This window comes from Chromobacterium sp. (assembly GCF_041912965.1).
Taxonomy (GTDB): Bacteria; Pseudomonadota; Gammaproteobacteria; order Burkholderiales; family Chromobacteriaceae; genus Chromobacterium; species Chromobacterium aquaticum.
The window spans coordinates 123,637-134,512 of record NZ_JAYSGF010000009.1; the positions used below are offsets into that span (position 1 = coordinate 123,637).

Consider the following 10,876-nt stretch of genomic DNA (forward strand, 5'->3'; position numbering starts at 1 on the left):
CCGATGTCGGAACCTGCCGTGACGCATCGCTTCTGGCGCGAAGCCGCCTTGCCGCAATTCGAGGCGCGCTCGGTGGCCGACGGCCGCAAAGTCTGTTACGCCAAGCATGCGCATGAAACCTTCTCGATAGGCGCGATCACCGCTGGCGCTTGCGATTACTTCAACGGCAAGATCCGCCGCAGCGAACAGGGCGCCCTGGTACTGATGAACCCGGGCGATACCCATGCCTGCAATCCGGTGGCCGACCAGGCCTGGTCCTACCGCATGCTATACGTGGATGTGGGCTGGCTGGGGCGGATGCAGCAGGCATTAGGCGTAGACCAGGCCGGCGGCTTCCGCCCGCTGGGCGCGGCGATGAGCCGCCACCATGGTTTGTTCTCCGGCTTCAACGCCATGTTCACGCTGCTGTGCGATGCCGGGCGCGAGCGCCTGGAAAAAGACATTGCGGCGGCGGCTTTCTTCGGCGAGCTGCATCCCTTGCTGGGCCTGGCGCCGGCGGCGGCGGAGTCCAATCTGCGCCTGGAGCGGGCGGCGGAATATATCGCCGCCCATTGCGCGCAGTCCTTGCGCCTGGAAGACATCAGCCGGGAGGCTGGCTTGTCGGCTTCATACTTGATCCGCGCGTTCAAACAGCGCTACGGCGTGACGCCGCACGGCTTCCTGCTGAGCCAGCGCGTGTCGCTGGCGCGCCGGCTGGTGCGCGGCGGCTTGCCGCTGGCGCAAGTGGCGCAGGATGCCGGCTTTTCCGATCAGGCGCATCTGCAAAAAGTGTTCAAGCAGTATGTCGCCGCCACGCCGGGCCAATACCGCGCGGGCTAGACCGGCGTCAACAGCCCCAGCGCGCTGAGTCCCAATAGGGCGGCCATCAACTGGTTGAAGCGGCGTAGCCGATTGGGCGAGTTCAATTGCCGGCCCAGCCAGGCGCCGGCCAGCGCCCAGCAAGCCACCGAGGCGTAGCAGATCAGAAAGTAGATCGCGGCGAAACGCCATAAGGCCATGGTGTCCTGACCCGAGGTGAACGCCGCGCAGCCGGCCAGCGCGGCGATCCAGGCCTTGGGGTTCAGCCATTGAATCGCCGCGCCGCGCCACCAGCTGGGCTGGGCGCCATTCTGTTCCCACTCCAGCCTGCCGTCGCTGCGCGCCAATTGATAAGCCATATAAAGCAGGAAAGCCACGCCCGCCCACTGCAGCCCATGCGTCAGCGCCGGCCATTGCCGCAAGGTCTGTTCCAATCCCAATCCGGTCAGCAGCAGCAATAAGGTGAAGCCGGCGGTGGCTCCGCCGACGTGGCGCATGGCGGCGCGCGCGCCATATTGGGCGCCGCCGCTGAGGGCGATGAGGTTGACCGGCCCCGGTGTGATGGAGGCCGCCAGCGCGAAACCGGCCATGGCGAGAGTCTGATTCATGATGTTTCCTGGTGGGTGGGCAATGCGGACACAGTAGCCAGATGGAGCGAGGGCGTATTGTAGAAAATTGACCTGCTGCTTGGCGGCTCAAAAATGCCTTTGACATTATCGGTTTGGTGTAATACCAATCAAATACCAGCTGTGATCTGGTCCGGTGGCTCAACAAGAGGCGCGCAGCCAGCGCGCGACGATGCGCCGCCGCGAATCCAAAGGAGGATGCTGCATGCTCTTGAATTGGAAAACCATGCTGTTGGCGCCCGTGTGCGCGCTGGCCCTGGGTGCTGGACCGGCCAGCGCCGCGGCGTGTCCGGACTGGCGGGAAGGCGCAACTTATCAGATGGGCGATGTGGTGGCCTATGCCGCGGCCAATTACACCGCGCGCGCCGCCCATACCGCCTATGTCGGCGCCAATTGGAACCCGCCGGCCACGCCCACGCTGTGGCAGGCCGGAGGGAGCTGCGGCGCGCCTCCGACGCCGGGGCCGGATCCTACGCCGCCGCAGCCGGGCCCGTCCGCTCCGTTTGCCAAGCACGCCTTGGTGGGCTACTGGCATAACTTCACCAATCCCAGCGGCGATACGTATCCGCTCAGCCAGGTCAGCGATGACTGGGATGTGATCGTCGTCGCATTCGCCGACGACGCCGGCAATGGCAATCTCAGCTTCACCTTGGACCCCAAGGCCGGTTCCGAGGCGCAATTCATTCAAGACATCCGCGCCAAGCAGGCCAAGGGCAAGAAAGTGGTGCTGTCGCTGGGCGGGCAGAATGGCTCGGTCACCCTGAATTCGCCGGCACAGACGCAGAATTTCGTCAACAGCCTCTACGCCATTATTGCCAAGTACGGTTTCGACGGCATAGATCTGGACCTGGAAAGCGGGGTCTCGCAGGGCGCGCCCATCATCGGCAACCTGATCAGCGGGGTGCGGCAGCTCAAGGCCAAGCTGGGGGCCGGCTTTTACTTGTCGATGGCGCCGGAGCATCCCTATGTCCAGGGCGGCTATGTCGCCTACGGCAGCATTTGGGGCGCCTATCTGCCCATCATCGACGCGCTGCGCGAGGATTTGAGCGTGATCCATGTGCAGTACTACAACAATGGCGGCTTGAACACGCCGTATTCCACCGCCGCGCTGGCGGAAGGCAGCGTGGACATGCTGGTGGGCGGCAGCAAGATGCTGATCGAGGGCTTCCCGCTGGCTTATGGCGCTTCCGGCGGCTTCAAGGGCTTGCGGCCGGACCAGGTGGCCTTCGGCGTGCCTTCCGGCCGCAGTTCCGCCAATTCCGGCTTTGTCAGCGCCGATACCGTGATCAAGTCGCTGGATTGCCTGATGGCAATGAAAAACTGCGGCGGCGTCAAGCCCAATCAGGCCTACCCCAACTTTCGCGGCGTGATGAGCTGGTCCATCAACTGGGACCGCAAGGATGGCTTCCCGCTCTCGCGGCCGGTGGGCGCGTCACTGCGCGGCCGCAACTGAAGCGCGCAAAAAAAACCGAGGCGCGTCTGCGCCTCGGTTTTTCGATGAGCTTGAATCGTGGCTTAGAGCGCCGGCATCTCATAGCCTTCGATCTGGGCGGCGGCGACCAGCTGACCCAGATAGGCCTGCATCGCCTTGTTGCCGGCCATATCGTTCAGGTACTGCTGCAGGCGGTCCTTGATCTCTTCAAAGCTCACCTTGCCGCCTTCGTGACGTTCCTGCACCTGGATGATGTGGTAGCCGAACTGGGTCTGCACCAGCTGCGGCGCGATTTCACCGGCGGCGGTGCTGAACACCGCTTGTTCGAATTCCGCCACCATCTGGCCGCGGCCAAACTGGCCCAGGCTGCCGCCTTGCTGGCCGGACGGGCAGGTGGAATGCTCGCGCGCCAGGTCGGCGAAGCGGGCCGGGTTGGCCTTGACTTCGTCCAGCACGCCTTCGGCCTTGGCCTTGGCCAAGCTGCCGGCCAGGCCTTCGCCCAGCGGGAACAGAATGTGGCTGGCAACGGCGGATTCGCCGCTGCTGAAGCGCTCGGGATACTGATTATAGAAGGCCAGGCAGGCGGCCTCGTCCACCGCATCGACATGCAGCTCCCGCTCCAGCAGCGCGCCGATGGCTGCGCCTTGGTCAGCGGTGTCTATGCCGAGGGACTGGGCTTTTTGCAGCAGCAGTTCGCGCAGGATCAATTCCTGAGCGGCGGCATCGCGCGGTTTGGGCGCGTCGGCGTAGTGGGCTTGTTCTGCCTGTACCATGTCTTCGGTGATTTCAATGCCGTTGACTCGAATGGTCATGGAGGTTTCCTGTGGTGATCTGTGAGGGCCGCCGCCGCTTGTGGCATGGCGGGAAGTTTGCGATTAGAAAAGCGTTGGCGGCGCTTGTCAAGAAAGGCCGCGCCGGCGCAAGGGGGGGTAGCGTGCCGATCTTGGCTGAAATCTATGGAATTTTAAGAATAATCTTATATTTGTCCGCCGACTGAATCGTTAGTATACGAGTCATGCAGCTTTGGAGCCTACATGGAGATCACGCTAGCGCTACGCATTACTGTGAAGTGTTTGGCCGCCTCTCCGTTGTTTCCGGCATCGAGTTGACGTAGTTCGTCCTTCTCTATTTTTGTCGTGCCAAGCCCAGGCTTGGAGTTGGTGAATTGAGATCCCCGTTTGGGCCGCCTTTGCGCGGCCTCTTTTTTTGTCCGCTCGGCGGCGGCATGGCCTGACGGAGCATGCCCGAGCGGGCGCGGTAAGGGCTGGCGAGGCAGTGGATAAAAAAAGAGCCCCGGTTTAGGGGGCTCTGAATTGCACCTTCGCTCAGGTGATCGACGTGACTGCCGGCGGGCGTGTATCCACAACAAGCAGATGTTCGATCGTATCGAAACCGCCCTCGGGGGAGAGCGGATTCGATGGACGCAGTATGCGCCGGCCGACAGCGCTCAAATAGAGTGATTAGTTGGGGCTTATGTGACGGGCTGTGATGAAATCGAGGCGGGCTTAACACTTGCGCAATGAATTGGCCTTTGCGCAACAAACAGACAAAAAAAGAGCCCCGGATCGGGGCCCCAATTTGCACCTTCGCTCAGGAGACCGACGCGCCGGCCAGAAGGGGTAGGTAATTTCCAACAAAACAGGCGCGTCGATCCTGCCAGATACAGGACCCTTGGTCGGGGTCCCGGCTGCTGACGGAAACCAGTATGCCCATTCATTCCTAAGCGGGATATTTGGATTTGTTGTGTTTTATGTGACGCTATGTGACCCGAGACGGATTGGCCGTTATCATGTTGCGGTGCAAATGATATGAAGGCGGCCGGCGCGGCCGCACAGCCAAGGGAAACAGTGTGGACAAGCATTATCCGGTGATAGATACCCGCAGCATCGTGATGCGTTGGGGCGATATGGATGCCGTCGGGCATCTGAACAATACGTATTACTTCCGTTATCTGGAACAGATCCGGCTGGACTGGTTGGAAAGCCTGGGCCATGGCATAGATCCTTCCGGCTGCGGCCCGGTGCTGGCCGGCACCGCCTGCGTGTTTCGCAAGGAAATCACTTATCCCGCCACGTTGGACATCACCATAGAGCTGGAAAAGCTGGGCCGCAGCAGCCTGAAGCTGCGCCATCATTTCTATCGGCGGGATGATCCCGGCGTGGTCTATGCCAGCGGCGAGGTGACGCTGGTGTGGGTGGATTACCAGGCCGGCAAGTCGGTATCGATTCCCGACGATATCCGCGCGGCGATTGACGCTGCGGCGCCTTCCGTCTGAGGAACTGGCGTCAGCCCCGCTGTGGCAGCTTGTTGCGCATCAGGTCGCGTATCAGGAAACGGCTGGGATGGGTGGCTTGCATCAGGCTGCGGGCCACCGGCGCCGGCTCATCCTCCAGCAGCGCCGCCAGCATTTCACCCGACAAGGGCGCGGTGATCATGCCGCGCGAGCCATGGGCGGTGTTGACGTACAAGCCGTCTATCCATGGCGCGGCGTCGTTCAATTGCAGCGTGGCGTCCTTGCTCAACGGCAGATAGGTGTCGATCAGGCTTTGCGCGTGGGCGACCGGGCCGACGATGGGCAGATAGTCAGGACTGGTGCAGCGCAGCGACGCGCGGCCGGACAAGGCTTTTTCCAGCAGGGCTTCTCCGCCCAAGGCCTTGTACAGGCTGGGCGCCAGCCCGGCCAGCATGTGCAGGTTTTCCTGGTGCTCGAACAGATTGACGCCCAGATCCTCGGTATTGAATTTGAAGGTGGCGCCCAGGCAGTGCTCGCCGAAGCGCGCGGGCGAGATATAGCCTTCGCCGCATAATACGGTGCGTAGCGCCTCGCTTTGAGTGGTGGCGCGGGCGACGGTGACCTGGCCGCGGATTTTCTTCAGCGGCAGGTGCTGGGTGGCGTCGAAGGCGCCGGTTTCCGCCGCGCCGGCGAGGATGACCACCGAGCCTATCGCCACCGAGCCTTCGTCGCCGATGGCGACCCAGCTCTTGTCCAGCGGGTTGTAATCCAGTTCGACGATGGTGCGGCTGGTGCGGACCTGGATATTGGGATGTTCGACCAGCTTGCGCACCAGGGCCGGCGGATTGACCCAGCCGCCTTGCGGGAAGAACAGGCCGCCGTGCGGCAGCTCCACGCCGGCCAGTTCGCTGGCTTCTTGCGCATCGACCCGCTTGAGGACATCGGGGCTGAAGCCGGCGCCGGCCAGGCCGTCGTGTCGTTCCGCTTCCGCCGCATCATGCGCCAGTTGCAGCACGCCGCAGCCGCGCCAATGAGCATCGTCTTCCGGCAACTGGGCGCGCAGCGTGCGCAGGCTGTAGCCGTATCCGGACAGTATCAGGCGGGTCAGAGGGGTGAAATGCGGGGACAGCTTGGCGTACAGCACGCCTTGCGGGTTGCCGGAGGCGCCGCGCGCCAGCTCCGGCAGGCGTTCCACCACGGTGACCTGCCAGCCGCGGCAGGCCAGGCTGTAAGCGCTGGCCGCGCCGGCGATGCCGCCGCCGATGACGATGGCGCTACGCTCGCCGTGGCGGCGCGCCGGACGCGCGAACCACGGAGGCGACCAGCCGCCGTCGGGCAGTGTCTGCAGATGGCCGTGGCTCATCTCGCGCTTGTGGCCGAAGCCGGCTGTCTTGCTGACGGCGAAGCCGGCTTCGCTCAGGCCGCGGCGCACGAAGCCGGCGCTGGTGAAGGTGGCGAAGGTGGCGCCGGGGGCGGACAACCGCGCCATGGTCTGGAACAGCTGCGGCTGCCACATATCGGGGTTTTTGGATGGGGCGAAGCCGTCCAGGAACCAGGCGTCGACGCGGGCGTCCACCTCGGGCAGCACATCCAGCACATCGCCGATCAGCAAGGTCAGCGTGACGCGTCCCTGGTTCAGCAGCAGCCGGTGCCAGCCTGGCTGCAGCGACTGGTATTGGGCCAGCAATTGCTGAGCCAGCCCGGCCAGCTGCGGCCACAGCGCCAATGCCTGGGCCAGGTCGTGCGGCGTCAGCGGGAATTTCTCCGCGCTGATGAAATGCAGCCTGGCGTCGGCCGGCGCCCGCTCCAGGAAGTGCTCCCAGGCGCATAGAAAGTTCAGACCGGTGCCGAATCCGGTTTCGGCGATGGTGAACTGGCCATGCGCCGGCAAGGCGGCGAAACGCTCCGCCAAGCGGTTGTGGCGCAGGAATACATGGCGGGTTTCGTCCAGCCCGGAGGCGCGGGAGAAATAGACATCGCCAAAGGCGAGGGAAACGGGTTGACCGTCTTGCCAGTCGAGTTGAGCGTGTGGGGTCATGCGCGCGGAGTCGGGGCGCGGCGCGGCGCCGCGGATGAATTAGGATGTCCTGATGATACCGCAGTTTTGCGCCGCTGATGAGCGCCGCCGCCGCGGCGCCCGTTCAGATTATGCGCGCAGCGGCCAGGTCCAGCCGTTCCGGAGCCAGGCTGTCCAGCATCAGCGGCGCGGTGGTGGCCAGTTGCGGATAGTGCTTGCCCAGCGAGCGGTAATACAGCGGGTCGTAATGCTTGGCCAGGAGCTCCGCCACCAGCGCGTCGAAGTGCCCGGCCCGGATCAACTGGTTCCAGGCCTCCAGCTGCTCGCCGGAATGCAGCCCTTTCAGGAAGCCGAGCTGGCGCATCAGCGCTTCCGGATCTTGCAGATAGAAGTCGTAGTCCTCCAGCAGGAAGCGCACGCGCTCCGCCAGCGGCACCTCCAGCAGCAGGCAATCGCCTTGGTGCATCTGGCGGTACAAGGCGTCCGGCAGGGAGATGAAGCCGACTTTCTTGCTTTCCGATTCGATGAACACCGGGCGTTCCAGGTCCAGGCCGCGCATCTGCTGCAAGAGCAGGGTATCGAACCATTTTTGCGGCGGCTGCGGCAGGTCCGGTAGCCGGCCCAGCACCGAGCCGCGGTGATTGGCCAGTCCTTCCAGGTCCAGCACTTGATGGCCGGCGCGCGCCAGCGCCTGCAGCAAGCGGCTCTTGCCGGAGCCGGTGGGGCCGCAGATCACGCGCAGCTTGAGCTGGCCCGGCAGTTCGTCCAGCCATTGCAGCGCCTGGCGGCGGTAGGCTTTATAGCCGCCCTCCAGTTGATGGGCGGGCCAGCCGATCTGGGCGAAGATCAGCGCCATCGAACCGGAACGCTGGCCGCCGCGCCAGCAGCAAATCAGCGGCCGCCAGGATTTGGGACGGTCGGCGAAGCGCTCCTCGATATGGCGGGCGATATTCTTGGCCGCCAGCGCGGCGCCGACCTTGCGCGCTTCGAACGGGGACACCTGTTTGTACAGGGTGCCAACGCGGATGCGCTCCTCATCGTCCAGAACCGGACAGTTTATGGCGCCGGGGATATGATCTTCGGCAAATTCTGCCGGGGAGCGCACGTCGATGATCTCGTCAAACTGCCCCAGCTGTGATACGTTCGCGACCTTGAAAAGCATAAATATGGCGGAGTCCGCAAATGGCTGATATCAAATTGACGCAATTGTCTCACGGCGGCGGTTGCGGCTGCAAAATCGCGCCTTCGGTGCTGGAATCCATTCTGTCGACGGCCAAGGAAAAGATGGCCTTCCCCAATCTGCTGGTGGGCGCGGAAACCAGCGATGACGCGGCGGTGTATCAATTGAACGCCTCCCAGGCCATTGTGGCGACGACGGATTTCTTCATGCCCATCGTCGACGATGCCCGCGACTTCGGCCGCATCGCCGCCACCAATGCGCTTTCGGACATTTATGCGATGGGCGCGACGCCCATCATGGCGCTGGCCATCGTTGGCATGCCGGTGAACCTGCTGCCGGTGGAAACCATACGCGCGATCCTCGATGGCGGCGAATCGGTGTGTCACGCGGCCGGCATTCCGCTCGCCGGCGGCCATTCCATCGATTCCCCCGAACCCATCTATGGCCTGGTGGCGCTGGGCGTGGTGCATCCGGACCAGCTCAAGCGCAATAGCGAGGCGCGCGACGGCGATGTGCTGATCCTGGGCAAGGGCCTGGGCGTCGGCATCCTGGCGCAGGCGATGAAAAAAGGTGTGCTCGGCGACGACGGCTACCAGGCCTTGATCGCCTCCACCACCAAGCTGAACACGGTGGGCGCCGAACTGGCGGCGATGGACGGGGTGCACGCCCTGACCGATGTGACCGGTTTCGGCCTGCTTGGCCATGTGCTGGAAGTGTGCAAGGGCGCGGGCCTGGCCGCGCACATCGATATGCAGCAGGTGCCGGTGATCGCCGAGGCCAGATCGTTTGCCGAGCAGGGCTATGGACCGGGCGCGATCGAGCGCAACCTGGCCAGCTTCGGCGCGCACGTGGACTTCGGCGCCGGGCTGCCGGAATGGCAGTTGCGCCTGCTGGCGGATCCGCAGACCAGCGGCGGCTTGCTGGCGGCGGTGGCGCCGGAGCAGGCGGACGAAGTCTTGGCGCGTTTCCGTGAGGCCGGCTTCGATTATGCGGCCAAGATCGGCCGTCTGGCCGCCGGCGATGCCCGCATCGTCGTGCGCTGAGCCGCGGGCATGACGGAACTGAAGCTGGCGGCCCGCGACCGGCCGTTGGCGCAACTAGCGCGGCTGGCGCCCGGGCGCGTGGGCGGCGCGCGCCGTTCCGGCGCCGTCGGCGCCAACATCCAGTGGTTTGACGGCAGCGTGGCGGCGGGCTTCCCGTCGCCGGCCGACGATTATCTCGAGCAACCGCTCAATCTCAACGATTTCCTGATCCAGCACCCGGACACCAGCTTTTTCGTCCGCGTCGCCGGCGACGCGATGAGCGGGGCCGGCATTTTCGATGGCGATCTGCTGATCGTCGACCGCCTGCTGACGCCGCGCCACAACGATGTGGTGATCGCGGCGCGCGGCGAGGAATTCCTGGTTCGCCGGCTGCACTTGAGCCCGGAGCGGGCCTGCCTGCGCGCCGCCCAGCCTGGCTTTGCCGATCTGCCGGTCGCGGATGGCGCGGAAATCTGGGGCGTGGTCAGCTCGGTGGTGCGTTCGCTGCGCTGAGCGGCCGGCCACGGCCGCGCGGCGTCGCTGCGCGGTTCTTGGACTTGAAAAGCAACTGGTCATGCCCAGATAGAGCTTATCAACGTTCCGAAGGAGCCACTCCATGCGATTCGACAAGCTGACCACCAAGTTCCAGCAGGCGCTGGGGGATGCCCAGAGCCTGGCCCTGTCCCACGATCACGGTTATATCGAGCCACAGCATCTGCTGCTGGCGATGCTGGATGACGCCGACAGCGGCATCGGCGGCCTGCTGGCGCGCGCCGGCGTCAATGTGCCCGCGCTCAAGGCCGGGCTGAACCAGTCGCTGCAACGGCTGCCGCGAGTGCAGGGCACTGGCGGCGAGATCACCGTGTCGCGCGAGTTGGCCAATTTATTGAACCTGAGCGACAAGGCGGCGATGAAGCTGGGCGATGAATACATCGCCAGCGAGCTGTTCCTGTCCGCGCTGAGCCAGGACAAGGGCGAGGCCGCGCGCTTGCTGAAGGAACACGGCGGCCAGCCGGCGGCGATCGAAGCCGCCATCGCTGCGGTGCGCGGCGGCGCCAGCGTGTCCAGCCAGGATGCGGAAAGCCAGCGCGAAGCCCTGAAGAAATATACCCAGGACCTGACCGAGCGCGCGCGCTTGGGCAAGCTGGATCCGGTGATCGGCCGCGACGACGAAATCCGTCGCGCCATCCAGGTGCTGCAGCGGCGCACCAAGAACAACCCGGTGCTGATCGGCGAGCCCGGCGTCGGCAAGACCGCCATCGTCGAAGGCCTGGCGCAGCGCATCATCAATGGTGAAGTGCCGGAGAGCCTGAAGAACAAGCGCTTGCTGGTGCTGGACCTGGCGGCGTTGATCGCCGGCGCCAAATTCCGCGGCGAATTCGAAGAGCGCTTGAAGGCGGTGCTGAACGATCTGGCCAAGGACGACGGCCAGACCCTGATCTTCATCGATGAAATCCACACCCTGGTGGGCGCCGGCAAGGCCGAGGGCGCGATGGACGCCGGCAATATGCTGAAGCCGGCGCTGGCGCGCGGCGAGCTGCACTGCATCGGCGCCACCACGCTGGACG

At 64.5% G+C, this 10,876-nt stretch carries 10 protein-coding genes; 6 read left to right on the forward strand and 4 right to left on the reverse strand.

The genetic code is table 11. The features are described 5' to 3' along the window. The first annotated feature begins 3 nt into the window (after positions 1-3). Complete coding sequence (locus tag ACE3QM_RS07110; RefSeq protein WP_374421181.1) at positions 4-819, forward strand: AraC family transcriptional regulator; 816 nt, start codon at positions 4-6, stop codon at positions 817-819. Here the strand turns inward: ACE3QM_RS07110 and ACE3QM_RS07115 are convergent. Then, positions 816-1,406, reverse strand: a complete 591-nt coding sequence (locus ACE3QM_RS07115) for a LysE family translocator (RefSeq protein WP_374421182.1) — start codon at positions 1,404-1,406, stop codon at positions 816-818. The two genes, ACE3QM_RS07110 and ACE3QM_RS07115, sit on opposite strands and share 4 nt — an antisense overlap. Before the next feature lie 223 nt (positions 1,407-1,629). On the opposite strand from ACE3QM_RS07115, the gene ACE3QM_RS07120 reads away from it, so the two are divergent. Beyond that, the gene (locus ACE3QM_RS07120) at positions 1,630-2,877 is read left to right on the forward strand and encodes a chitinase (RefSeq protein WP_374421184.1); all 1,248 of its coding nucleotides are present in this window, start codon (positions 1,630-1,632) and stop codon (positions 2,875-2,877) included. A gap of 62 nt (positions 2,878-2,939) precedes the next feature. Here ACE3QM_RS07120 and ACE3QM_RS07125 read toward each other — a convergent pair whose 3' ends face one another. Next, the gene (locus ACE3QM_RS07125; RefSeq protein ID WP_048410272.1) at positions 2,940-3,668 is read right to left on the reverse strand and encodes a peptidylprolyl isomerase; all 729 of its coding nucleotides are present in this window, start codon (positions 3,666-3,668) and stop codon (positions 2,940-2,942) included. Between the two features lie 1,037 nt (positions 3,669-4,705). On the opposite strand from ACE3QM_RS07125, the gene ACE3QM_RS07130 reads away from it, so the two are divergent. Then, positions 4,706-5,131 carry a thioesterase family protein gene (locus ACE3QM_RS07130; RefSeq protein ID WP_048410273.1) on the forward strand — a complete coding sequence of 142 codons (426 nt, stop codon included), beginning with the start codon at positions 4,706-4,708 and terminating at the stop codon, positions 5,129-5,131. A gap of 10 nt (positions 5,132-5,141) precedes the next feature. Here the strand turns inward: ACE3QM_RS07130 and mnmC are convergent, their stop codons facing one another. Beyond that, on the reverse strand, positions 5,142-7,127 hold the full coding sequence (gene mnmC / locus ACE3QM_RS07135) for a bifunctional tRNA (5-methylaminomethyl-2-thiouridine)(34)-methyltransferase MnmD/FAD-dependent 5-carboxymethylaminomethyl-2-thiouridine(34) oxidoreductase MnmC (protein ID WP_374421187.1): 1,986 nt from the start codon (positions 7,125-7,127) through the stop codon (positions 5,142-5,144). Positions 7,128-7,230: 103 nt separating this feature from the next. Further along, positions 7,231-8,268, reverse strand: coding sequence for a tRNA 2-selenouridine(34) synthase MnmH (gene mnmH / locus ACE3QM_RS07140; RefSeq protein WP_374421189.1), 1,038 nt, complete (start codon positions 8,266-8,268; stop codon positions 7,231-7,233). 20 nt (positions 8,269-8,288) lie between these two features. On the opposite strand from mnmH, the gene selD reads away from it, so the two are divergent. The 3 genes from selD to ACE3QM_RS07155 all read left to right on the forward strand — a co-directional run. Further along, on the forward strand, positions 8,289-9,329 hold the full coding sequence (gene selD / locus ACE3QM_RS07145) for a selenide, water dikinase SelD (RefSeq protein ID WP_374421191.1): 1,041 nt from the start codon (positions 8,289-8,291) through the stop codon (positions 9,327-9,329). A gap of 9 nt (positions 9,330-9,338) precedes the next feature. After that, positions 9,339-9,821, forward strand: a complete 483-nt coding sequence (locus ACE3QM_RS07150) for a LexA family protein (protein WP_374421193.1) — start codon at positions 9,339-9,341, stop codon at positions 9,819-9,821. Positions 9,822-9,924: 103 nt separating this feature from the next. Continuing rightward, positions 9,925-10,876 (forward strand): Clp protease N-terminal domain-containing protein (locus ACE3QM_RS07155; protein ID WP_374421195.1); only part of this gene is annotated, 952 nt, incomplete at its 3' end.

What these genes read in the sequence shown, in the direction of transcription:
- ACE3QM_RS07110 (WP_374421181.1), top strand. Translation starts at nt 4, where the DNA reads ATGTCGGAACCTGCCGTGACGCATCGCTTCTGGCGCGAAGCCGCCTTG.
- ACE3QM_RS07120 (WP_374421184.1), top strand. Translation starts at nt 1,630, where the DNA reads ATGCTCTTGAATTGGAAAACCATGCTGTTGGCGCCCGTGTGCGCGCTG.
- ACE3QM_RS07115 (WP_374421182.1), bottom strand. Translation starts at nt 1,406, where the DNA reads ATGAATCAGACTCTCGCCATGGCCGGTTTCGCGCTGGCGGCCTCCATC.
- mnmC (WP_374421187.1), bottom strand. Translation starts at nt 7,127, where the DNA reads ATGACCCCACACGCTCAACTCGACTGGCAAGACGGTCAACCCGTTTCC.
- selD (WP_374421191.1), top strand. Translation starts at nt 8,289, where the DNA reads ATGGCTGATATCAAATTGACGCAATTGTCTCACGGCGGCGGTTGCGGC.
- mnmH (WP_374421189.1), bottom strand. Translation starts at nt 8,268, where the DNA reads ATGCTTTTCAAGGTCGCGAACGTATCACAGCTGGGGCAGTTTGACGAG.
- ACE3QM_RS07125 (WP_048410272.1), bottom strand. Translation starts at nt 3,668, where the DNA reads ATGACCATTCGAGTCAACGGCATTGAAATCACCGAAGACATGGTACAG.
- ACE3QM_RS07150 (WP_374421193.1), top strand. Translation starts at nt 9,339, where the DNA reads ATGACGGAACTGAAGCTGGCGGCCCGCGACCGGCCGTTGGCGCAACTA.